The organism is Streptomyces sp. NPDC102360, assembly GCF_044766085.1.
GTDB lineage: Bacteria > Actinomycetota > Actinomycetes > Streptomycetales > Streptomycetaceae > Streptomyces.
This window is the reverse complement of record NZ_JBIWLG010000009.1, coordinates 46,938-69,519: the sequence shown is the minus strand read 5'-3', so window position 1 is coordinate 69,519 and position 22,582 is coordinate 46,938. Positions and strand designations below refer to the sequence as shown.

Genomic DNA, 22,582 nt, shown 5'->3' with positions numbered 1-22,582 from the left:
GTCACCGGAGAGAGCGCCGAAAGGGCGTTTGCGGTGCTCGGGGGACATTCCCGGAACGGAAGGCGAAGCAGGTCGTGTCAGTACAGAACACCATCCATGTCGACGGAGAGTGGCGCGGGGCCGCAGCAGGGGCCACGCGCGAGATCCTCGACCCTGCGGATGCCAAACCGTTCGCCGTGATCGCCGAGGGCGGCGCCGAGGACGCGGACGCCGCGATCGCCGCCGCCCGCAAGGCCTTCGACGAGGGCCCCTGGCCGACGACGCCCGTCGCCGAGCGCGCGGCCCTGCTGCGTCGCGTCGCCGACCTCCTCGTCAGGGACCGCGAGAAGATCGGCCTCCTGGAGAGCCGGGACGCGGGCAAGACCGTCGAGGAGGGCCGCGTCGACGTCGACTGCGTCGCCGACGCCTTCCGCTACTTCGCCGATCTCGTCATCGGTGAGGGCGCGGGCCGCGTCGTCGACGCCGGATCCGACGACATCCACAGCGTCGTCGTGCACGAGCCCGTCGGTGTCTGCTCCATGATCACGCCGTGGAACTACCCGCTCCTGCAGGCGAGTTGGAAGATCGCCCCGGCGCTCGCCGCGGGCAACACCTTCGTCATCAAGCCGAGCGAGATCACGCCGCTGACGACGGTCGTGCTTGTCGAGCTGCTGGTCGAGGCCGGTCTTCCGCAGGGCGTCGCCAACATCGTGACGGGGCCCGGCGCCACCGTCGGCGCCCGCTTCGCCGACCACCCCGACGTCGACCTCGTCTCCTTCACCGGCGGCCTGATCAGCGGCACCAAGGTCGCGCAGGCCGCGGCCGTCTCCGTCAAGAAGGTCGCCCTCGAACTCGGCGGCAAGAACCCGAACGTCGTCTTCGCCGACGCGTGCGAGACGGACGAGGACTTCGACACCGCCGTCGACCAGGCGCTCAACGCCGCGTTCATCCACAGCGGCCAGGTCTGCTCCGCGGGCTCCCGGCTCATCATCGAGGAGTCCGTGCGCGAGCGCTTCGTCGCCGAACTCACCCGCCGCGCCGAGAAGATCCGCCTCGGCCGCGGCACCGAGGACGGCGTCGAGTGCGGCCCGCTCGTCAGCGAGCCCCAGCGCGACAAGACCGAGGACTACGTCGCCTCCGCGCTCGCCGAGGGCGCCGTGCTGCGCTGCGGCGGCAAGCGCCCCGAGGCGTCCGAGGTGCGGCCCGCCACCGGCTACTTCTACGAGCCGACCGTCCTCGACCAGTGCCACCGCGGGATGCGCGTCATCCGTGAGGAGACCTTCGGTCCGATCCTCACCGTCGAGACGTTCCGCACCGAGGACGAGGCCGTCGAGCTCGCCAACGACACCGAGTACGGTCTCGCGGGCGGCGTGTGGACCACGGACGCGGGCCGGGCCCGCCGCATGGCGCGCCGTCTCCGGCACGGCACCGTGTGGATCAACGACTTCCACCCGTACCTGCCGCAGGCGGAGTGGGGCGGGTTCGGAAAGAGCGGTGTGGGTCGTGAGCTGGGTCCTGCGGGGCTCGCCGAGTACCGGGAGAGCAAGCACGTGTACCAGAACCTGGCGCCTAAGCCCGTCCGGTGGTTCGCGGGCTGACGTCCACTTCCTCTTGGGCCTCGCGCCCGTGCACGTACGCCGCCTGAACGACTCGGGGCTCTGCCCCGGACCCCGCGCCTCAATCGCCGGCGGGGCTGATTTTGTCCGGCCGGGCTCTCCCTTCCGGCCGGCCGGATTACTTGGAGTTGAGTCATGTCCGAAAACACCTACGACTACGTCATTGTCGGTGGCGGAACGGCAGGGTCGGTGATCGCGTCACGCCTCACCGAGAACCCGGACGTCACCGTCGCCGTCATCGAAGGCGGACCCAGCGACATCGACCGCGACGACGTGCTGACGCTGCGCCGCTGGCTCGGCCTGCTCGGCGGCGACCTGGACTACGGCTACACCACCACCGAGCAGCCGCGCGGCAACTCGCACATCCTGCACAGCCGCGCCAAGGTGCTCGGCGGCTGCTCGTCGCACAACACGCTCATCTCGTTCAAGCCGCTGCCCGGCGACTGGGACGAGTGGGCGGCGGCGGGCGCCGAGGGCTGGGACCACAAGGCGATGGACCCGTACTTCGCCAAGCTGCGCAACAACATCGTGCCGGTCGACGCGAAGGACCGGAACGCGATCGCGAGCGACTTCGTCGAGGCCGCGCAGGCCGCGACCGGCGTGCCGCGCGTCGAGGGCTTCAACAAGGGCCCGTTCAAGGACGGCGTCGGCTTCTTCGACCTCGCGTACCACCCCGAGAACAACAAGCGTTCCAGTGCGTCGGTGGCGTACCTGCACCCGCACATGGAGGCGGGCGACCGCCCCAACCTGACGCTGCTGCTTGAGACTTGGGCGTACAAGCTGGAGTTCGACGCCTCGGACGAGGGGCTGCGGGCGCGCGGCGTGCGCGTGCGCGGCAAGGACGGCGTGGAGAAGCTCATCTCCGCGCGCACCGAGGTCCTCGTGTGCGCCGGCGCCGTCGACACCCCGCGCCTCCTGATGCACTCCGGCATCGGCCCGAAGGCAGACCTGGAGGCTCTCGGCATCCCGGTCCTGCACGACCTGCCGGGCGTGGGCGAGAATCTGCTCGACCACCCGGAGTCGGTCATCGTCTGGGAGACGAACGGCCCGATCCCCGAGAACAGTGCCATGGACAGCGACGCGGGCCTGTTCATCCAGCGGGACCCGGAAGCGGCCGGGCCCGACCTGATGTTCCACTTCTACCAAATCCCGTTCACGGACAACCCGGAGCGCCTCGGCTACGAGCAGCCGGAGCACGGCGTGTCCATGACGCCGAACATCCCCAAGCCGAAGAGCCGCGGCCGCGTCTACCTGACCAGCGCGGACCCCGAGGTCAAGCCCGCCCTCGACTTCCGTTACTTCACGGACGAGGACGACTACGACGGCCGGACCCTCGTCGACGGCATCAAGATCGCCCGCGAGGTCGCCAAGACCGAGCCGCTGGCCGGCTGGCTCAAGCGCGAGGTCTGCCCCGGCCCCGACGTCACGGACGACGAGGCGCTCAGCGAGTACGCGCGCAAGGTCGCGCACACCGTCTACCACCCCGCGGGAACTTGCCGCATCGGTACTGCGGACGACGAACTCGCCGTGGTAGACCCCCAGTTGAAGGTCCGCGGGCTGCAGTCCATCCGTATCGCCGACGCGTCCGTCTTCCCGACGATGCCCGCGGTGAACCCGATGATCGGGGTGCTCATGGTCGGGGAGAAGTGCGCCGAACTGCTGGGTGGTGATGCGTGATGAGCGCGACGATGTCTTCCGCGAATGTTGAGAAGCGGACCGATTCCGGGTCCGAGACCGTGTTCGCCGTACGCAATCTGTGGAAGGTCTTCGGGCCGAAGGCGGACCGCGTGCCGGAGCAGACCGAGCTGGCGGACCTGAGCGCCGCCGAACTGCGGGCGAAGACCGGCTGCACGGCCGCCGTGCGCGATGTGTCGTTCGACGTGAAGCGGGGCGAGGTCTTCGTTGTCATGGGCCTGTCGGGCTCCGGCAAGTCGACCCTCGTACGCTGCCTGACCCGGCTCATCGAGCCGACGTCGGGCAAGCTGGAGATCGACGGCGAGGACGTCCTGGGCATGGACAAGTCCCGCCTGCGCGAATTGCGCCGCCACCGCGCGGCCATGGTCTTCCAGCACTTCGGCCTCCTCCCGCACCGCACGGTCCTCGACAACGTCGCGTACGGCCTGGAGATCCAGGGCATGGGCCGCGCCGAGCGCCGGGCGAAGGCCATGGAGGTCGTCGCGAAGGTCGGCCTCGACGGGCTTGAGCAGCGCCGCCCCGGGCAGCTGTCCGGCGGCCAGCAGCAGCGCGTCGGGCTGGCGAGGGCGTTGGCCGTCGACCCCGAAGTCCTCCTGTTCGACGAGCCGTTCAGCGCGCTCGACCCGCTGATCCGGCGCGACATGCAGGAGGAGGTCGTGCGCCTGCACCGTGAGGAGGGCCGCACGATGGTCTTCATCACCCACGACCTCCAGGAGGCGCTGCGGCTCGGCGACCGGATCGCGCTGATGCGCGACGGTCGCGTGGTCCAGCTCGGTACGCCCGAGGAGATCGTGGGCGCGCCCGCCGACGACTACGTCCGTGAGTTCGTGCGTGACGTGCCGCGCGAGCAGGTCATGACCGTACGCAGGGCCATGCGGCCCGCCGATGCGGATGAGGCGGAGCGGGGGCCGTCGATCGAGGCGGATGCGACGGTTTCGGAGGCGATCGAGGCGGTGGCTTCCAGCGGGTTCGCCGTGCGGGTGGTGGATGCCGGCGGCGTGTGTGTCGGCGTCGTCGACCATGAGCGGCTGCTGGGGGTTGTGGCGGGCGTCTCTCCCGACACCGGCACCGGTCCTACGCCTCGGGGCTCTGCCCCGGACCCCGCGCCTCAATCGCCGGCGGGGCTTGATAAGGCTCAATCGCCGGCAGGGCTTGATAAGGCTCAATCGCCGGCGGGGCTTGATGTGCCCAGTGCCGCCGATGAGGAGGCCCCAACCCCGGGTGACCCCGACGAGGGGACCGTGTGATGGCTACCGCCGTAACGGCCGTCTCGGCCAAGAATGCGGGGGAGCGGCCACGGGCCCTCTGGCGTAACCGCTCCCTGGGCAAAATCGTTCTGCTCGCCGTCGCCGCGGCGATCCTCGTCCCCCTGGCCATCGCCAAGTGGCACAACGGCACCTGGCCGGGCGCCCTCACCGTCAACCTCACCGAACCCCTCGGCAAGGCCACGGACTGGATCATCGACAACCGGGACAGCCACCCGCTGTTCCTGTACTTCTTCGGCTACGTCAGCAACGCGGTCGTCGTCTCCGTACGCGCCGTCTACCTGGTGCTGCTGGCCGCCGGCTGGGCCGGAGTGACGGCGGGCGCCGGGCTCATCGCCTGGCGCGTCGCCGGCTGGCGCCTCGCCGCGTCCACCGTGATCGCGTTCCTGGCATGCGGCGCCCTCGGCATGTGGGTGCCCACCATGCAGACGCTCGCGCTCATGGTGATCGCCGTGCTCGCCTCGGTGATCGTCGGCGCCCTGCTCGGCCTCGCCGCGGGCCTGAGCGACACCATGTACCGGGGACTGCGCCCGGTCCTCGACACCATGCAGGCGCTCCCGGCGTACGCGTACCTGCTCCCGGTCGTCCTCGTCTTCGGCATGGGCGTCCCGGCCGCCGTGCTCGCCACGGTCGTCTACGCCGCCCCGCCGATGGCCCGCCTCACCGCGCTCGGCCTGCGTTCCGTGGACGGCGGCGTGATGGAGGCCGTCACCTCGCTCGGCGCCACGGCCCGGCAGCGGTTGCTGAGCGCGCGCCTGCCGCTGGCCCGCAAGGAGCTCCTCCTCGGCCTCAACCAGACGATCATGATGGCGCTCTCCATGGCCGTCATCGCCTCCGTGATCGGCGCGGGCGGCCTCGGTGACCGCGTCTACCAGGCGCTCGCCTCGGTCGACGTCGGCGCCGCGCTCGCGGCCGGCATCCCGATCGTGCTGCTCGCCGTCGTCCTCGACCGGGTCACGGCCGCGGCGGGGGAGCGGATGGGCTCGCACGACAGGGCCCCGGCCCCGTGGAAGTGGGGTGTGGTCGCGCTCGGCACCGTGGTGGTCGCGCTGGCGGCCCGCTTCATGGACCGCCTCGACTGGCCCGACTCCTGGGTCGCGAACATCTCCACGCCGGTCAACGACGCGGTCGACTGGATGACCGACCACCTCTACACCGGCGTCCCGTACATCGGCGGCACCGCCGACTGGGCCGCGCACTTCACCACGGGGGTCCTCAACCCGGTGCGCGACGGCCTCACCTGGCTGCCCTGGTGGTCGGTGCTGCTGATCGTCGCCGCGCTCGCCTGGCTGATCGGCACCTGGCGCACCGCGCTCACCGCGGTCCTCGCGATGGCCGCGATCGGCGTACTGGGCGTGTGGAAACCGTCCCTCGACACGCTGTCGCAGGTCATCGCCGCGGTCCTGGTCACCCTGGTCCTCGGCGTCGCGATCGGCATCGGCGCGGCCCGCAGCGAACGCATCGAGCGGCTGCTCCGCCCCGTCCTGGACGTGTTCCAGACGATGCCGCAGTTCGTGTACCTGATCCCGGTCGTCGCCCTCTTCGGCGTCGGCCGCGCCCCGGCCGTCGCGGCGGCCGTGGTCTACGCGCTCCCCGCCGTCGTACGCATCACGACACAGGGCCTGCGACAGGTGGACCCGGCCGCGATGGAGGCGTCCCGTTCGATGGGCGCGACGACGTGGCAGCAGTTGCGCCAGGTCCAACTCCCGCTCGCCCGCCCGGCGTTGCTGCTCGCCGTCAACCAGGGCGTCGTCCTGGTCCTCGCCGTCGTCATCATCGGCGGCCTGGTCGGCGGCGGCGCGCTCGGCTACGACGTCGTCTTCGGCCTCGCCCAGGGCGACCTCGCCACGGGTCTGGTGGCCGGCGCCGCGATCGTCTGCCTCGGCCTGATGCTGGACCGGGTGACGCAGCCGACGCAACGCCGGATCACCACCGGAAAGGAGGCCTGACACCATGCGAACGCGCAGAATCATCACGGCAGTTGCCTCGGTCGGAATCCTCACGGCCGCGACGGGCTGCGGCGCGGCCGACATGACCAAGCAGGCCTCCCCGTACGCCAACGCGCAGGGCGCCAAGACGGTGACCCTCTCGGTCCAGTCCTGGGTCGGCGCACAGGCGAACGTGGCGGTCGCCCAGTACCTCCTGGAACACGAACTCGGCTACCGGGTCGACACGGTCCAGGTCGACGAGGTGCCCGCCTGGGACGCCCTCAGCCAGGGCCGCGTCGACGCGATCCTGGAGGACTGGGGCCACCCCGACCAGGTGCAGCGCTACGTCGAGGACAAGAAGACGATCAAGCCGGGCGGCGACCTCGGCGTCACCGGCCACATCGGCTGGTTCGTCCCGACGTACTTCGCGAAGAAGCACCCGGACGTCACCAACTGGAAGAACCTCAACAAGTACGCGAACCAGTTCAAGACAGCCGAGTCCGGCGGCAAGGGCCAACTCCTCGACGGCTCCCCTTCGTACGTCACGAACGACAAGGCGCTGGTCAAGAACCTCGATCTGGACTACCAGGTGGTCTTCTCCGGTTCGGAAGCCGCCCAGATCACGCAGATGAAGCAGTTCGCCAAGCAGAAGAAACCCTTCCTGTCGTACTGGTACACCCCGCAGTGGCTCACGGAGCAGGTGCCGATGACGGAGGTGAAGCTGCCCAAGTACAAGGAGGGCTGCGACGCCGACCCGCAGAAGATCACCTGCGCGTACCCGACGACGCCGCTCCAGAAGTACCTCAACACGGGCTTCGCCAAGAACGGCGGCGAGGCGGCGCAGCTCCTGAAGAACTTCAAGTGGACGACGGAGGACCAGAACCAGGTCTCCCTCCTCATCGCCGACAAGAAGCTCACACCGGAGGCGGCCGCCAAAAAGTGGGTCGACACCCACCGCTCGACGTGGAAGCAGTGGCTCCCGAAGAAGTAGCCACCCCTGTCGGTTCGAGTGCGCCCCCGGCTGCCCGCATGGGCGTCCGGGGGCGCACTCGTTGGGCCGCGCTCGTTGTGTACTTCTCGGTCACAGCCCCAGGTAACGGCTGACCGCGTGCTCGACTTCGGCCATCTCGTCACGGTCCAGGTAGTGCACGGGGTCCCCGTGCAGGAACTGGGTGTCGACCGTGCGCATCTGGTCCACCAGGAGTCGCGTCAGGGTGCCGCCGATCTCCAGTTCCGGACGGAAGATCGAAGGCTGCGCGCTGGTGGACGTGGGGATGACCGTGGCGACGCTCCACGGCAGGGACGACGGGCTCATGACGAGCCCGAACCTGCGCCCCCGCTGCTCGTGCCCTCGCTTGGCGTCGCCCAGATCCACGCGATAGACGGCGCCCCGGATCACCAGGCGTCCGGTTCCGCCGAGAGATCCTCGTCCGCCAGCCGCTCCGCTGCTGTGCGCGCCTCGGCCAGCCACACCTCCCGCTCAAGCAGACGCAGGCCGCGCCGGATCACGTCGCTGGTGCTGTCGCCCTCGTGCATGGCGGCCTTGATGATGCGCTCGTCTTCTGCGGTGGGCCTGAACCCTATGGTGCTCGCCATACTCCGAGAGTACCGATCCGTTCTACACCTGTGCAACAGGTGTAGAACGTCACCGGTCACAGTCGGCACCCCCGGCACAGCCCGCCCGGCAAGGCCTCAGGCCGGCCAGGCCGCCCGCACTCCGTGCACTCCATGAGTGCGCGGGGCGCGGGCGGGGGAGCGGTGGGGGTGATCCGGATGCGGTGCGGGGGCAGCTTGTCGCGGAGGCGGGTGGCGACGAAGGCGCGGGGTGAGTGGACGGTGCTGGGCAGCCCGCCGGTCATGGCCTGCGCGAAGACCTGCGGGTCGGGTTCGCGGGCCAGCCATTCGGTGGCGGCCGCTTCCAGGGCGGTGCAGTCCGCTGCGGAGAGGGTCAACCGGGGGTCACGTAGGCCCAGTTGGGCGAGTCGGCGGTAGGCGTCGGTCCGAGCGGGCCGCCGCTCCTGCTTGCGTTCCGGCTCCGGTACGTCACCGTCGAGAAACCGGGCCCACCATTCGTCGCTGCGTGCGATGCGCGACCAGTACGTGTGGATCACCCAGCGGGTGGTGCCGCTCGCGGTGCCGGGGTCGGAGAGCCGCCGTACGCGACGCAGATGCCCGGCGACGGACAACTCGTTGAGCGCGGACCGTACGGCTGCCTGCCCGTACAGCGGCTGCTCCTTCGCGAGCGTCTTCGCGTCTATGGCCGAGTGCTCGGGGAGCGCGTCGATGAACCCGGCGATGTAGCGGGCGCGGAGGGGGAGATGGGCGAAACTGTCGCGCCGGAGGGGGTCCTGGTCGGGGGTTCCGCGTTTGCCGTAGCCGGGGTTGGCCATGGGGTGCGCGGCGGAAGGCAGGGCGGAGATAGAGTTTTCGCTAGCCACGAGATCGCGTCCTTCGATCTGGTCGGTCAGACCTCGGTTCGGGTGTTGGTAGCACCCGGCCGGGGTCGTTTGTTGCGGCGAACGCTATGGGGTGGACACGGTGCGTGGCAACCCGATCGCGGAAAGTCATGTGCGCTGGCCGCGGCGGGGAGGGTGGGGGGTGGGTTGAGACCCAGCCACCCATTCCTCATAAGCGCGGCTCGGGTTTCGCGGCTCGAAGCTCAGGCGGTACGAGCGTGCGCCAGGAAGGCGTTCCAGGCGGTCGCGGCGGCGGTGAAGGTCGGCCCTTGCGGCCCGAGCTTCGAGTCACGGACGTGGATGCGGGTGGGCCGCGTGGCGACTTCGAGGCATTCGCCGCCCTGGCTGTCGCTGTAGCTGGACTTGAACCACGTCAGGCGGGCGTTCACTGTTCCTCCGCCACCTTTCTGATGAACTCGGCCGAATCCTCGGGGCTCAGAGCGTGCATGCGGATCATGCCATGGGAACGCGTGAGCGCACTGACCTTGTTCGGGTCGGCGTACAGGGTGCTGGTCTCCGGGCCTTCCACATACGCGTAGTGCTCGTGGTCGGCCGTCTCCAGCAGTGCGATGGCCCCGTTGAGTGCGACGCCGTAGGCCCTCCCGAACGGCAGCGCCTGAATCGATACGTTGCGCAACTCGCCTACGTTGAGCAGGTGTTGCAGCTGTCGCTGCATGACGCCGCGACCGCCCACCTCCGTACGCAGTGCCGCCTCGAACACCACGAAGCTGAACATGACGCCCGGCCGTGCGGTCAGTGCCTCCTGCCGCTTGAGGCGCCCGGCGACGCGCTCCTCGACCGTCTCGTCGTCGAGCGGTGGGGAGCTGGCGCCGATGAGCGCCTTCGCGTACTCCGGAGCCTGCAACAGCCCGGGAATCAGCAGGGGTTGGTACACGCCCACGGCGATGGCGTCCTTCTCCAGGGCCATGTACTCCTGTGACCGCTGAGGGTGCGGCTCCGGCTTCAAGTACTCCTGCGCCGCCAGGATCTTCCCACCCGCACCGCACAGTTGGTCGGCGACCTGGAGGAGCCGGAGCGTCGGCTTGCGGCGCCCGTTCTCCATCGATTTGACGTACTCGCAGGCGTAACCGGCCTCCTTGGCGAGCGCCTCGCGGTCGATGCCCGCCTCGGTGCGCCACATCTTGATCTGACTGCCGCAGTACCGCCACGCGTTCGACTCGCTCGACATCTGCACGCACACCTCCACCGGGGGCCCCGGTGCTGACGACGTATCGATGCTTGGCGTTGCCGCGCCGAGCCGGAGAGGACGCGTGTGTCACTCACTCTTGAAGATCGCTTGGCCATCACCGAACTGGTCTCGCTGCACGGACACCTTGTTGACGAAGGAAGCCTTGACCGGTTGGAGGAGTTGTTCACCCTCGATGTTGTCTACGACCTCACTGACTTTGGCCAAGAGCCGCTGTTCGGGGTGGAAGCAATCCAAGAAGCGGCATGGGCACTTGGTGCTGCCAACCCCGTCGCGCATCACGTCACCAACATCGTCGTGACGGTGCAGGCAGACGGTCGGGTGCAGGTCCGATCCAAGGGCCTGGGCGTCAAGACGGACGGCTCGTGCGGCTCCGTCTCCTACGATGACACCGTCGTGCGCACCGCTCACGGCTGGCGGGTCAGTCATCGCAGGCTATCGCCACGCCGTACTCCCTTGGGTGGGATGGCAAAGCCCGGCTGATCAGGCATGTCTGCCTGCTTCTAGCCGGTGCGGGCAAGGTTGTGCAGGCGGGCGATGCCGAGCATGGCGTGGTGGACGCTGTCGCCCTTGAGTCGGCAGTCGCGCAGGATCTTCCAGCTCTTCATGCGTGCGAAGGTGTGCTCGACGCGGGCACGGACTCGCTTGTGGGAACGGTTGTGTCCCTCCTTTCACGCCGGGAGATCTTTGTCCATTGTCCTGCGGTGCGGGATGACCAGGCCGGTGCCCTGGTAGCCGCCGTCAGCGATGGTCATGGTCTTGCAGACGGCGTCCTTGGCTCCGGATTCGTCCCAGCCGCGAGAGCCATGCCGGTTGCCCGGCAGCGGCCGGCCGACCACGACGACCAGGCGAGTGTCGGCGTGTTGATGATCCGGTCGGCAGCCGACTTCGAAGTACCGAACAGCGTGGCCAGCTGGCGCATCGTCAAGTTCGTACGCCAGTAAGCGGTGACCAGCAGGATGCGGTCCTCCAACGAGAGGCCCCAGGGTCGTCCACGCCCCCTGCTGGCATTGGCCTCCCGTCGTACCGCGGTCACCAACTTGCCGAAGCAGCACGGACTCAGCCCAGTGAACGGGGCTATCCAGGACGGCTCCGACGCCGTGATTACACCAGTCACACCAAGATCATCCCAGTCGCCCTATCATCCGGTCCATAGAGATGAGCACCGTTGAGGGGTCGATGGAGATGGCCGCAGCACGCATGGCAGCCGCCATACTGGCCACATGGGCCACGCTGATCTTGCTCCTACTCGCGCCGTCGCCCCTGCCAGAGCATTGGCGCTACTACATCTACTCTCCAGCGAGCGTGGGCCTGTGGCTGCTGGCTATGCTCGTCGCTCTGTCGTGGTCTGCATCGTGAAATGGCCATGGATCAAGTCGATCGGCAGGTGAATCTCGACTTGCATACGGACCCGCGGACTACCCCTTAACTCCTCGTCATCAATTACGGGACGACCCTTAGGTGAAGAGTTGCTGGTCGGAGATCTCGATGTGGGGGAATACCTGTAGCTTCAGTTCTCCCTGCGTTCCCCCCAAGGAGAATCCGATGACGATGACTGTCCGGCTGTCGCGAGAGGAGAGGCGCATGTAGGTGGCGCCCTCCCTGTAGATGTCGATCGTGCGGCTTCTCCCTGTATCCCAGATGATCCGGACAGACCTTGCCGCCTCGCTGGCGGTAAGCGAAAGAGGTTCTCCGGTCGTTTCGCTCAGGTTTAGTGTGAATGTGTCGCCGTCGTCGCTCCGGGTTGGTTCCACGCCGAGCTCTTCAAGAAACTCTGTCTCAAGTGGAACCTGAAAGATTTGATGCATTTCCCCTCCATGTCTTGTGCCCTCATGAGCCACCTCGGAAGATTGCAGTGGTGAAACGGTAGCTGCCGTCTGGCATGGCCTGCCAGGTGCTCTCGACGCCTCGGATCCCGTGCGGTCCATAGATTACAGAGTTCGTGACTCCGTACTCCCCGTACTCGGTGGTGAAGGTTCTATCGAAACCGTTGCTGACTGATTCCTTGAGGTGATCCATGACGTAGGAGCGGGAGGCTGGAGTGTCATGGAATCCCATGCTGGCCAGTTGTCGTGCATTCTGAACGGCTCTGGGGGAGTTGTGGTCGTTTGGCGTGATGTCCCGATTGAATAGGTAGTCCATTTTCCGGTGGTCCACCTGAGGACAAGGACTGAGCCCGAGCGGGTCGGCCCACGCATGCGGGTTGTGGACGTAGGTGGCGGGATTGTCAGCAGGTTCCAGACCGAGGGGGTCAGACGTGCAATAGCGGGCCGTTTCAGGGTCGTAATGGCGGAAGTAGTTGTAGTGGAGGCCCGTTTCCGGGTCGAAGTATTGGCCCGGGAAGCGGAGTGGGGTGTAGGCCGTGGAGGTGCGGGGCCAGGTTGTCGTGCCCCAGAGGGTGGTGCGGGTGCGCCAGGCGATGTCGCCCTGTTCGTCGACGAGTTCGGTGGGGGTGCCGACGAGGTCGGTGACGATGGCGAAGAAGCGTTCGTCGATGTCCCGCTGCGGGGCGGTTGTCAGTGACTTGTTTTCCCGCTGGGCCAGCGGGCGCTGGCCGTCGTGGTCCCAAGTGAGCGTTATCGCAGGGGTGGTGGAGTCCGGAGCATGTGTCGTCTGCTCGCAGAGGGTTGTGGCGTCCCATGTGAAGTCGGTCTGGTCCAGGACCGATTCACCGTCCGACGCCAGGAGCTGCTTCCTGGTGCGGCGGCCCAAGGGGTCGTAGCGGTAGCGCCACCGCGTGCCGTCAGGGGTGGTGCAGGTCGTGAGGCGGTCCTCCGCGTCCCAGGTGTAGTGCCAGGTGTCCGGCTTCCGGGAGAGGCGGGTTTTCTGGCGGAGGGTGGTGCGGCCTGCCGCGTCGTGTTCGTAGCGGATGTTGCCCGCGCGGGTGATGCGGGTGCCGGTGTACGTGCGTTCGCCGGTGGCGGTCTGGCCGCCCGGCATGGTGTCCGGCCAGACCGCCCGGGTCTGGTTACCGGCGGAGTCGTAGGCGTAGGTCTCCGACCAGTCGCGGGCGTTGACCGCCGTGACGCGGCCCGCCGTGTCCAGGGTGAAGCGGCGCGGACCGTTGAGGGCGTCGTCGACGGCGGTGAGGTTGCCGTCGGCGCGGTAGGTGTAGGCGCGGTGCTGGAGACGCTCTGCGCGCGGGCCTGTCACGTCGTGAGTCGTGAGGCGGCCCAGTGTGTCCCAGGTGCTCGACAGAGTGAGAGTGTCGCCGAGTGCACGGGCGAGTTCCTGGCCCAGGGCGTCGTGCGTGAACTCGATGGTGCGGCCGGAGGCCGTCAGCGTCGACCGGTTGCTCGCGGCGTCGTACGACCACTCGCTGACCGCGCCGGTCGGCGTCGTGCGGGAGGTGCGCCTGCCGAGGGCGTCGTACGTGTAGGTGACCGTTCGGCCGTCCGTCGACTCGGACAGGGTGCGGCCCGCCGTGTCGTACGCGTACGCCAGCGTGGCGTCCGGGCCGCTGATGCGGGTGGGGCGGCCGGCCAGGTCGTACGTGTAGTGGGTGAGGGCTCCCGCCGCGTCCTTGGTCGTGAGGTTGCCGAGTGGGTCGTAGGCGAGACCGATCGTGTCGCCGAGTGGTGTGGTGCGGGTCGTGAGGCGGCCCGCCGGGTCGTGCTCGTACGTGACCCGACGGTCGTCGAAGTCCGTCTCCGTGAGCAGGCGGCCCGCCTGGTCGTACGAGTAACTCCACACCAGCCCCTGCGGGTTGGTGACCTGCGTCAGGCGGAGTTCCGTGTCGTGGGTGAACGTGTGGCGCGTGCCGTCGGGGTCCGTGCGGGACGTCAGCAGGTCGAAGTGGGTGTACTCGAACGTGGTGACCTGGCCGAGGGCGTCCATGTGATGGGTGCAGTTGCCCTCGCCGTCGTATGTCCACGACTCGACAGCGCCGTCCGGTGAACGGCGTTGGGCGAGTTTCCCCTCCACCGTCCAGAGCATCGACGTGCGGTGGCCGAGCGCGTTCGTGACGGAGATCGTGCGGCCGAAGGCGTCGTGTTCGTACGTCGTGGTCGCGCCCAGCGGGTCCGTCACCGACAGGGGGAGGCCCGCCCGGTTCGTCGTGACCGTCGTCGTCGCCCCCAGCGCGTCCGTGATCGAGGTCAGGTGGCCCGAGGCGGCGTACGTGTAGCGGGTCGTGGCTCCGGTCGGGTCCGTGACCGTCGTCGGGTTGCCGCGCTCGTCGTACGTGCGGTGCCACACCGCGCCGTCGGGGGCGGCGACGGTCGTGGGCAGGCCCAGGCGGCCCACGGCGGCGCTGGTGTAGTGGCCGTCCGGGCGGATCACCAGACTCAGGTGACCCGCCTCGTCGTACGCGAACTGCGTGGTCCCACCGAGGGGGTCGGTGATCGACCGGACCTTGTTGAAACGGTCGTAAGCGGTGCGCGTCGTCGCGCCCGTCGGATCGGTCTCCGCCACCACCTGGCAGCGGTCGTTGACGAGGTAACGGCTGGTCTGGCCAAGGGAGTTGGTGAGAGACGTCGTGCTGAGACCGGTGTCCGGATCGCGGTCCCCGTACACGAACGTGTTGGCCATGTGGCCTTCGACGCCGCCCTGTCCGACGCAGCGGTCCCGGTCGTCGTAGACGTAGTGGAAGGACGAGTCGTTCGTGTCGGTCCAGGACGTGATGCGACCGAGTGCGTCATTGCCGAAACGGGTGGGAATTCCGGAGGAGTTGGTGACTTCGGCGAGGTGGCCGGCCCCGTCGTACCCGAAGCGCACGAGCTCGGTGTCGCCGCCGTCCTCGGCCGCGCCCGCCAGGTGCAGAGCCGTGATCCGGCCGCCGAGGGTCGTGACCTTGAGGTGGTAGCCCGCGCTGTGTGCGATGGAGGTGGGCGCGCCCTCTTCGTCGTAGGCGAAGGTGATCCACTGGCCGGTGCGGTCCGATATCTGCGCGAGCGGCGCGATGCCGTCCGGCCCGTCCGTCGGGGCGTCGAAGTGCAGGACGCGGCCCGACCCGGGGTCGGTGAGGGTGTATTCGCCGTGGAGGTCGATCTCCAACGGATGGCGCGGGCCCTCGGCGGGCAGCACGGGCAGGCCCGGGACCGGGTGCGGGTAGGCCAGCATCGTGCCGTCGGCGCTGATGAAGATGACGCCCTCCGCGTCGACCTCCAGGCGTTGGTCGGCAGTTGAGGTCCAGGTGGGGCCGAACCAGCGGCCCGCCCGCCAGGACGACTCGAAGAACCGCTCGAAGGTCAGCGGCAGCAGTGCGGGCAGGGTGATGTCCGTCTGCGGCAGCAGCATCCGGCCCGTCGCCACGTCGACCGGGTCCGACGCGCACTTGCGGTCGAGGAATCTGCGCGCGGACTCTATGAGGCGACCGCCCAACCCCCTGCGCGCCGCGCCCTCCGCGCCCGCCTTCAACCCGCCCCGCAGCCCGGCCTTCGCGGCCCCGCCCGCGCCCTTGCCGCCGATCAGGTTTCCCAGCAGGACTCCGGTGGCCTCGCTGGGGTCGCTCTTCCATCCGGAGCCGATGATCGCCTTGGGGAGTTGCTCGGGGTGCGTGGCGAGGTTGGTCAGTCCGGCGAGCACCATCTGCTGCTGGGCGAACGCCTGGGCGGGGTGGGTGAGGTTGTACGGGTCCAGCGGGTTCATCGTGCGGGCCAGTTTCGCCACGTCGGTGAGGCTCTTGACGACGCCTCCGGCCGCATGGGTCGCGCTGAGCGTGCCGGTCGCGATCCAGTCCTCGCCGTTGGCCTTCAACCGGTCGGTGAAGGCCGGCTTCCGCGGCGCCGTCTCCAGTGCCGCGGCCATCCGCCGCTGGGCGTCCTGACCCGCGTCGCTGCGCTGCCGCCGAGCCTCGGTGAGCAGGTGCTCCGCCGCTTCCCTTCCCTCCTTGCCCGGGTCGGTGAACGGTCCGGGCTTGTCCGGGACAGCACCCGGCGTCCCGCCCTGCTCAAGGGCGCTGTTGTACGTGTCGACGTCGCTGTTGTACGCGTCGATACGGGTGTTGTAGCTGTCGACCGCCCGCTTCGAGGCCTGCTCGGCGGCCCGCCACTTGGCGATGGCCTCGCGGGCCTGGTTCTGCGCCCAGCGGACCGTGTCCGCGTACGTTTCCAGAGCTTTGGCCGCCGACTCGCAGGCGTCCGCCGCGGTGAGCCACGCCTTGGGCTGGACGTCGAACTTCTCCCGGAAGGCGTCCCCGGCCTTGCCCTGCCAGTCGCCGGAGTCCAGGCCGCGCAGTCCCTGACCGACGTTCTCGAACGCGGAGAAGAAGTCCCGCAGATGGCGCGCGGTCGACTCGATCTTGTCGGGGCTGCCGTGGAGCAGTTCCTTGGGATCGTCGCTCTCGCCGAGGTCGCGCTCGTCGACCTCGGCGCCCAGCCGGTTGGCGAGTGACTCGCCGCCGTCCCGCAGGTTCTCGGCCGTACCGTCCAGGCCGACCTGGTCGAGGCCGTCGGCGGCCTTGTCCGTACCCCATTCGACCGCGCCGCCGACCGCTTTCTTCGCCGAGCCGACAGCGCCCTCGAGACCGTCGCCGGCCTTGTCTATGTACTCCCCGATGCCCACCGGTCAGCTCCGCCCCTCGGTGTTCGCGGAACCGTCCCCTGGAGCGCCGTCCCACTGCCAGTCGACGTCCGTGCCTCCGCCGGACAGGGCCCCCGACGCGCCCAGCACAGGCGAGGACTTCGCGTTCTCCGCCGCCTGGTCCCAGGCCGCGTCCGCCTGCTGCAGCGCATCCGGGGCGGAACCTGCCGCGTATTCCGGGTTCAGCGATTGGGTCACCGGGCTCGTCAGCGTGTCGCTCCAGCTCTGGCGCGCCACCTCTTCCTCCGACAGGTATGGATTGCCGCCCGCTGCTGTGTAGGCGGACTTCAAGGTGGTCGAGACGTACTGCTCCTGCTCGTGGTAGAGCCCGGCCGACAGTCCGAGGCCGTGCGCCAGTTCGTTCGCGTCCCGCATCAGCGAATGCACGCCCCAGCCCCACCGGTCGCAGAACTCGGCGAACGTCTCCGTCAGACCGGCGTGCCCCGACTCCAGTCCGGTCAGCTCCAGCTCGTCGAAGCCGCGTCCGAGGTTCGCCTCGATGTCGAAACCGAGCTCCTTCAGCTCCGACATCGAGGCGTTGATGCCCTTGGTGATCCGCCGCAGAGTCTCGGGATCAACGGAGTAGCCGGTCATGTGGTCGCCTCCGCCGCGTCGACCGCGACGGCGTCAGGGACGATGCCCGCCACCGGCGGGAACAGGACGCCGTCCGGCGATCCCGGGTCCAGGGCGACGCCGCACGGCACACCCGCCGCGCCGACCGCCTCGTCGAGCAGCCGCGCGCCCAGCACCTTGAGATAAGGCCAGTCGCGAGTGGCCTCCGCCGTGCCGCGCGCCTCGACGAAGCGGGCCAGCGCCTCCTCGTGGGAGAACGCGCAGATCCAGCGCAGCCCGCCGGACTCCGCCGACCACAAGCCGTCCTGCTCGTCCTCGCCTGCCAGCGGCACCAGCACCGCCGCCCGCCGGAACTCCCCCAGCAGCGCCGCGAACTCCCGTTGCGCCGAATCGGCCTGCTCTTCACGCCCCCGTATGGCATCCATGGCCAAAGATCCTGGCATGCGTGATTTCTCGTGAGCAACGAGTGACAGGATCTGTCGGAGAGGTCACAGAAAGAGGCGGGAAACAGCTGGGTCCCGGCCTTCGCTCAAGGCCGGGACCCGGTACGTCACGCCACGTGATGGGTGGTGGTGCTCAGCGCAAGCCCTCCGCGATCTCCCGCACCGCCGCGGCAGCGCGTCGCTGCAACCCCGGGCCGAAGGTGATGCGGGTCGCGCCCAACTCGCCCCACTCGCGGAGCGAGGGGCCCTCCGGCGGGGCGCCCACGTTGATCGGGCCCTCGATGCCCGCGCGCAGGGCCGGGACGGCTTCCGGTGGGGCGCCGATCGGGTAGACGCAGTCGGCGCCCGCGGCGACGTACAGGCGGGCGCGGTCGATCGCCTCGGCGATCGGGTCCGCCGCGCCGCGGATGAACGTGTCGATACGGGCGTTGAGGACGATGCGGTCGCCCGCCACCGAGCGGACCTCCGCCAGCCAATCCGCTTGCTGCTGCGGGTCCTTGAGGGATCCGTTCGCGTGGTCGGAGTCCTCCAGGTTGCAGCCGACCGCGCCTGTTTCCAGGAGCCGGGCGACCAGTTCCTTCGGGGCGAGGCCGTAGCCGCCCTCGATGTCCGCCGACACCGGGACCGACACCGCGCGCACGATCCGGTGGACCGCCGCGAACATCTCGTCCGCCGGGGTCTGCCCGTCCTCGTAGCCGAGGGACGCCGCCACCCCCGCGGACGGTGTCGCCAGCGCCGGGAAACCCGTCTCCTCGAAGACGCGGGCGCTCGCCGCGTCCCACGGGCCGGGGAGGACGAGCGCGTCGCCGGGGGAGCGGTCGTGGTGCAGGGCGCGGAGGGTGTCGGCGGGACTCGGACTCACCATGCGGGGCCTCCAGGCTCGATGCGCCGGCTCACCATCAGCCGGTTCCAGTTGTTGATGACCACGATCGAGGCGATGAGGTGCGCGAGTTCCTGTTCCGTGAAGTGCTTTGCTGCCCTCTCGTACGCCTCGTCCGGGACGTAGCCGTCCGTCAGGAGCGTAATAGCGTCGGTGAGCGCGAGCGCAGCCTTTTCTCGGTCGTTGAAGGCCTTGCCCGCCTCGCGCCAGGCGTTGAGCAGTGCGATGCGCTTCGGGCTCTCGCCGTTCTTGTCGAGCGCGATGTCCACGTGCATGTCCAGGCAGAACGCGCACTGGTTGAGCTGCGACGCCCGGATCGACACCAGTTCGGTGAGGGTCGGGTCGCCGAGGCCCTTCTTGGCTGCCGCGCTCAGCGTCTGCATCGCCGATCGGACCCCGGCGTCCAACTGGCGCGTACGAAGCGTCACTTGTAGTCGCCCGGCGTGTAGTGGCCCGGCGACTGGCGCGTCGAGACGCCGAAGCGGTTCCAGGCGTTGATGACCGTGATCGCCGCGATCAGCTGGGTCAGCTCCTGCTCGTCGTAGACCTTCGCCGCCTTCTCGTACACCTCGTCCGGCACGAAACCGTCCGTCAGGACCGTGATCGCTTCCGTGAGCTCCAGCGCCGCGATCTCCTTCTCCGTGTAGAAGTGCTGCGACTCCTCCCACGCGCTGAGCTGGATGATCCGCTCGACGCTCTCGCCGGCCGCCAGGGCGTCCTTCGTGTGCATGTCGAGGCAGAGGGCGCAGCGGTTGATCTGCGAGGCGCGGACCTTGACCAGCTCGGCGACCTTGGGGTCGAGGCCCGCGCGGGCCGCCGCGTCCAGCTTGATCATCGCCTTGAAGACCTCGGGGGCCTGCCGGGACCAGTCGAGGCGGGGGGTGTGCTCGTGGACGTACGGGGCGTTCTCGTTGTTCGTCATGCTTCGAGCCTACGAAGGAAGTAGCCCAGGGGTATGGTCCATTTACGTGGAAGAATCTTGGGCCAATTCGGCGTCCGGACGGGCGCTCGGCATCGATCTGCACATCGACCCCCATCCCTCCGGGGGCGTACGTCGCGGGCTGACCGACGCGCTGCGTGAGGCCGTACGCGGCGGGCGGCTCGCCCCCGGCGTCCGGCTGCCCGCCTCCCGCACCCTCGCCGCCGACCTCGGCCTCGCCCGCAACACCGTCGCCGACGCCTACGCCGACCTCGTTGCCGAGGGCTGGCTCACCGCCCGGCAGGGCTCCGGCACCCGGGTGGCCGAGCGGCCGGGGCGGGCGGCGAGCCCGGCCCCCGCCACCAACCGTGTCCCCTTCGGCGGGCACCGCTACGACCTCATGCCCGGCCGCCCCGACCTCTCCTCCTTCCCCCGCGCCGAGTGGCTGAAGGCCGCCCGCCGCGCCCTGACCGCCGCCCCGAACGAGGCCCTCGGCTACGGCGACCCGCGCGGCCGCCCCGAACTGCGCGGCGCTCTCGCCGGCTATCTGGCCCGCGCCCGCGGCGTGCAGGCATCGCCGGAGCGGATCGTCGTCTGCGCCGGGTTCGTGCAGGGCATGATCCTGCTCGGCGAGGTGCTGCACCGGCGCGGCGTGCGCGACGTCGCCGTCGAGTCGTACGGGCTCGATCTTCACTGGGACTATCTGACCCGTCCCGGACTGCGGACCCGCCCTCTGTCTTTCGATGAACTGGGCGCGGATGTGCGGGAGTTGGGCTCCAGTGATGAAAGGGTCGCCCTGCTCACCCCCGCCCACCAGTTCCCCCTCGGCGTCGCCCTGCACGCCCGCCGCCGCGCCGCCGCCGTCGACTGGGCGCGCCGCACCGGCGGGCTGATCCTGGAGGACGACTACGACGGCGAGTTCCGCTACGACCGCCAGCCCGTCGGCGCCCTCCAGGGCCTCGACCCGGACCGCGTCGTCTACCTCGGCACCGCCAGCAAGTCCCTCGCCCCCGGACTGCGCCTCGGCTGGATGGTGCTGCCCGCGCCGCTCGTCGACGAGGTCGTCGCGGCCAAGGGGCACACCGACTGGTCCTGCGGCGTCCTCGACCAGCTCACCCTCGCCGAGTTCATCGAGTCGGGGGCGTACGACCGTCATGTGCGCGCCGGGCGCCTCCGCTACCGGCGCCGCCGCGACCAGCTCGTCGCCGCCCTCGCCGAACGTGCCCCCGCCGTGCGCGCCACCGGCATCGCGGCCGGACTGCATGCCGTGCTCCAACTCCCGCCCGGCACCGAGCGGTCCGTCGTGCAGGCCGCCGCCTGGCAGCGCCTCGGCATCTCGGGCCTGGCCGAATTCCGCCACAAGGACGCACCGGAACCGGAAGTTCCCATGGACGCCCTGGTCGTCGGCTACGGCACCCCGCCCGATCACGCGTGGCCGGGCGCGTTGGATACGCTGTGCCGCGTCCTGCCCTAGGGCGGGGCACGGGTACACGTACGTATACGCATCGCAACGGGGGAGAACTTCATGACGGACAACACCACCCAACGACGGCTGCGCTCCGGCACCGTCGCGCTCGGCGGCGTGGGCCTGCTGGCCGCCGCGCTCACCGCCTGCTCGTCCGACGTCGACAAGCGCTGCATCGACCGCGGCAGCTACAACGCCGGCAAGGGCTACAAGGTCGTCTCCGACAAGTACTGCAAGTCCTCGTCGACCAAGTCCTCGGTCAACGGCGGTTGGTACTACGGCGGTTCGAAGAAGGGCGCGCGCGTCGGCGGCGGCTCCTTCACCAAGTCCTCCGGCGGTGGTGTCACGCGCGGCGGCTTCGGCAGCGGCGGCAAGGGCGGAAGCTCCGGCGGCTGATCCCCGGAAAGCGTTACACATTCCGATGAAGCGTCACACCATCACGCCACGCCCCCGCTGGCAGCAGACCGTCGAAGAGCAGGGGCTCATCTATCCGCTCACCCGCTACCCCGACGACTCGCTGCGCCCGTACTGGGACGAGAGCGCCTACTACGAGTTCTCGCTCCCGGAGGTCGAGGCGCTCGAAGAGGTCGTCGAGGAGCTGCACCGGATGTGCCTCGCCGCGGCCGAGCACATCGTCCGCAACGACCGCTTCGCCGACCTCGGCATCACCGACCCGCGCGTCGCGGCCGCGGTCGCCGAGGCCTGGGAGCGGCGCGCCGAACTCCCGTCCGTGTACGGCCGGTTCGACCTGCGCTACGACGGCACAGGCCCCGCGAAGCTCCTCGAGTACAACGCCGACACCCCCACCTCACTGGTGGAGGCCGCGAGCCCCCAGTGGTTCTGGATGGAGGAGCGGTTCCCCGGCGCCGACCAGTGGAACTCGCTCCACGAGCGGCTCGTCGACGCCTGGAAGAAGCAGGCCGCCCTGCTTCCGCCCGGCAGCCCGCTCTACTTCGCGCACTCCTCGGCCGACGAACTCGGCGAGGACCTGATGACCGTCGGCTATCTGAAGGAGACCGCCGAACAGGCGGGCCTGGACACCGACTGGATCTCCATGGAAGAGATCGGGTGGGACAGCTTCTCCGAGCGGTTCGTCGACAACCAACTCCGGTACATCCGCAGCATCTTCAAGCTGTATCCGTGGGAGTGGCTGACCTCCGACGCGTTCGCCCCGCACGTCCTGGGCGGCCTCGACAACGGCGGCGGCACGGGTACGACGATGTGGATCGAGCCCGCCTGGAAGATGCTGCTCAGCAACAAGGCGCTGCTCGCGGTGCTGTGGGAGCTGTACCCCGGCCACCCGAACCTGCTCCCCGCCTACCTCGACGGACCGCGCGAACTCGCCACCGATATGAGCGGCCCCGGCTACGTGTCGAAGCCGCTGCTCGGCCGCGAGGGCGCGGGCGTCACGATCCACGAGCCGGGGTCCGAACCTCCCGCGAACCCCGAAGAGCCCTGCTGCTACCAGCAGTTGAGCGAACTGCCCGACTTCGACGGCAACCGCGTCGTCCTCGGCGCGTGGGTCGTCGAGGACGAGGCGGCGGGCCTGGGCATCCGGGAGTCGGCGGGTCTCGTCACGGACGAGTACGCCCGCTTCCTGCCCCACGTCATCCTGTGAGCCTGGGCAAAGGGGC

General features: G+C 69.3%; 21 protein-coding genes and 1 pseudogene. 9 read left to right on the top strand and 13 right to left on the bottom strand.

The features are described from left to right. Positions 1 to 74: 74 nt before the first annotated feature. The 5 genes from ACIRHA_RS29870 to ACIRHA_RS29850 all read left to right on the top strand — a co-directional run bounded on the left by ACIRHA_RS29870 (position 75) and on the right by ACIRHA_RS29850 (position 7,474). Positions 75 to 1,577: an aldehyde dehydrogenase family protein gene (locus ACIRHA_RS29870; protein ID WP_403852324.1), complete on the top strand. Its 1,503-nt coding sequence runs from the start codon at positions 75 to 77 to the stop codon at positions 1,575 to 1,577. Between the two features lie 153 nt (positions 1,578 to 1,730). Next, positions 1,731 to 3,272, top strand: a complete 1,542-nt coding sequence (locus ACIRHA_RS29865; protein ID WP_403852321.1) for a GMC family oxidoreductase — start codon at positions 1,731 to 1,733, stop codon at positions 3,270 to 3,272. Next, complete coding sequence (locus tag ACIRHA_RS29860) at positions 3,272 to 4,537, top strand: glycine betaine/L-proline ABC transporter ATP-binding protein (protein WP_403852319.1); 1,266 nt, start codon at positions 3,272 to 3,274, stop codon at positions 4,535 to 4,537. The genes ACIRHA_RS29865 and ACIRHA_RS29860 overlap by 1 nt, the downstream gene beginning before the upstream one ends. Continuing rightward, entirely contained in the window at positions 4,537 to 6,504 is a 1,968-nt protein-coding gene (locus ACIRHA_RS29855) for an ABC transporter permease (RefSeq protein ID WP_403852316.1), read from the top strand. Before ACIRHA_RS29860 ends, ACIRHA_RS29855 begins: the two co-directional genes overlap by 1 nt. Before the next feature lie 4 nt (positions 6,505 to 6,508). Next, complete coding sequence (locus ACIRHA_RS29850; RefSeq protein WP_403852314.1) at positions 6,509 to 7,474, top strand: ABC transporter substrate-binding protein; 966 nt, start codon at positions 6,509 to 6,511, stop codon at positions 7,472 to 7,474. A gap of 90 nt (positions 7,475 to 7,564) precedes the next feature. Here the strand turns inward: ACIRHA_RS29850 and ACIRHA_RS29845 are convergent, their stop codons facing one another. The 5 genes from ACIRHA_RS29845 to ACIRHA_RS29825 all read right to left on the bottom strand — a co-directional run bounded on the left by ACIRHA_RS29845 (position 7,565) and on the right by ACIRHA_RS29825 (position 10,128). Next, positions 7,565 to 7,882, bottom strand: a complete 318-nt coding sequence (locus ACIRHA_RS29845) for a type II toxin-antitoxin system PemK/MazF family toxin (protein ID WP_403852312.1) — start codon at positions 7,880 to 7,882, stop codon at positions 7,565 to 7,567. Next, positions 7,879 to 8,079: a hypothetical protein gene (locus ACIRHA_RS29840; RefSeq protein WP_403852309.1), complete on the bottom strand. Its 201-nt coding sequence runs from the start codon at positions 8,077 to 8,079 to the stop codon at positions 7,879 to 7,881. The genes ACIRHA_RS29845 and ACIRHA_RS29840 overlap by 4 nt, the downstream gene beginning before the upstream one ends. A 56-nt stretch (positions 8,080 to 8,135) precedes the next feature. Further along, positions 8,136 to 8,921, bottom strand: coding sequence for a hypothetical protein (locus ACIRHA_RS29835; protein WP_403852307.1), 786 nt, complete (start codon positions 8,919 to 8,921; stop codon positions 8,136 to 8,138). A 221-nt stretch (positions 8,922 to 9,142) separates the two neighbouring features. Further along, positions 9,143 to 9,328, bottom strand: coding sequence for a DUF397 domain-containing protein (locus ACIRHA_RS29830; protein ID WP_403852304.1), 186 nt, complete (start codon positions 9,326 to 9,328; stop codon positions 9,143 to 9,145). Beyond that, positions 9,325 to 10,128 carry a Scr1 family TA system antitoxin-like transcriptional regulator gene (locus ACIRHA_RS29825; protein WP_403852865.1) on the bottom strand — a complete coding sequence of 268 codons (804 nt, stop codon included), beginning with the start codon at positions 10,126 to 10,128 and terminating at the stop codon, positions 9,325 to 9,327. Before ACIRHA_RS29825 ends, ACIRHA_RS29830 begins: the two co-directional genes overlap by 4 nt. Before the next feature lie 84 nt (positions 10,129 to 10,212). On the opposite strand from ACIRHA_RS29825, the gene ACIRHA_RS29820 reads away from it, so the two are divergent. Next, a complete protein-coding gene (locus ACIRHA_RS29820) occupies positions 10,213 to 10,629 on the top strand; it encodes a nuclear transport factor 2 family protein (RefSeq protein ID WP_403852301.1) in 417 nt (138 codons plus the stop codon). Between the two features lie 20 nt (positions 10,630 to 10,649). Here the strand turns inward: ACIRHA_RS29820 and ACIRHA_RS29815 are convergent. The 8 genes and pseudogenes from ACIRHA_RS29815 to ACIRHA_RS29780 all read right to left on the bottom strand — a co-directional run bounded on the left by ACIRHA_RS29815 (position 10,650) and on the right by ACIRHA_RS29780 (position 19,486). Then, positions 10,650 to 11,263: pseudogene (locus tag ACIRHA_RS29815) on the bottom strand (transposase family protein). Between the two features lie 340 nt (positions 11,264 to 11,603). Then, positions 11,604 to 11,954: a hypothetical protein gene (locus ACIRHA_RS29810; protein ID WP_403852298.1), complete on the bottom strand. Its 351-nt coding sequence runs from the start codon at positions 11,952 to 11,954 to the stop codon at positions 11,604 to 11,606. 22 nt (positions 11,955 to 11,976) lie between these two features. Then, positions 11,977 to 16,650 (bottom strand): putative T7SS-secreted protein, encoded by a 4,674-nt coding sequence (locus tag ACIRHA_RS29805; RefSeq protein WP_403852296.1) that lies wholly within the window; start codon positions 16,648 to 16,650, stop codon positions 11,977 to 11,979. A gap of 3 nt (positions 16,651 to 16,653) precedes the next feature. Next, positions 16,654 to 17,262: a hypothetical protein gene (locus tag ACIRHA_RS29800; RefSeq protein ID WP_403852294.1), complete on the bottom strand. Its 609-nt coding sequence runs from the start codon at positions 17,260 to 17,262 to the stop codon at positions 16,654 to 16,656. Then, positions 17,259 to 17,666, bottom strand: a complete 408-nt coding sequence (locus ACIRHA_RS29795) for an SseB family protein (RefSeq protein ID WP_403852291.1) — start codon at positions 17,664 to 17,666, stop codon at positions 17,259 to 17,261. Before ACIRHA_RS29795 ends, ACIRHA_RS29800 begins: the two co-directional genes overlap by 4 nt. A gap of 151 nt (positions 17,667 to 17,817) precedes the next feature. Beyond that, positions 17,818 to 18,549: an isocitrate lyase/phosphoenolpyruvate mutase family protein gene (locus ACIRHA_RS29790; RefSeq protein WP_403852288.1), complete on the bottom strand. Its 732-nt coding sequence runs from the start codon at positions 18,547 to 18,549 to the stop codon at positions 17,818 to 17,820. Continuing rightward, positions 18,543 to 18,992: a carboxymuconolactone decarboxylase family protein gene (locus tag ACIRHA_RS29785; protein ID WP_403852285.1), complete on the bottom strand. Its 450-nt coding sequence runs from the start codon at positions 18,990 to 18,992 to the stop codon at positions 18,543 to 18,545. The genes ACIRHA_RS29790 and ACIRHA_RS29785 overlap by 7 nt, the downstream gene beginning before the upstream one ends. Then, positions 18,989 to 19,486 carry a carboxymuconolactone decarboxylase family protein gene (locus ACIRHA_RS29780; RefSeq protein WP_403852282.1) on the bottom strand — a complete coding sequence of 166 codons (498 nt, stop codon included), beginning with the start codon at positions 19,484 to 19,486 and terminating at the stop codon, positions 18,989 to 18,991. Before ACIRHA_RS29780 ends, ACIRHA_RS29785 begins: the two co-directional genes overlap by 4 nt. A gap of 46 nt (positions 19,487 to 19,532) precedes the next feature. On the opposite strand from ACIRHA_RS29780, the gene ACIRHA_RS29775 reads away from it, so the two are divergent. Genes ACIRHA_RS29775 through ACIRHA_RS29765 form a run of 3 tightly spaced genes read left to right on the top strand, consistent with a single transcriptional unit; the run spans position 19,533 to position 22,566 of the window. Next, entirely contained in the window at positions 19,533 to 20,957 is a 1,425-nt protein-coding gene (locus tag ACIRHA_RS29775) for a PLP-dependent aminotransferase family protein (protein WP_403852279.1), read from the top strand. A gap of 51 nt (positions 20,958 to 21,008) precedes the next feature. Further along, positions 21,009 to 21,344: a hypothetical protein gene (locus tag ACIRHA_RS29770; RefSeq protein WP_403852276.1), complete on the top strand. Its 336-nt coding sequence runs from the start codon at positions 21,009 to 21,011 to the stop codon at positions 21,342 to 21,344. A gap of 25 nt (positions 21,345 to 21,369) precedes the next feature. Next, positions 21,370 to 22,566: a glutathionylspermidine synthase family protein gene (locus ACIRHA_RS29765; protein ID WP_403852273.1), complete on the top strand. Its 1,197-nt coding sequence runs from the start codon at positions 21,370 to 21,372 to the stop codon at positions 22,564 to 22,566. The last annotated feature ends 16 nt before the right edge of the window (positions 22,567 to 22,582 follow it).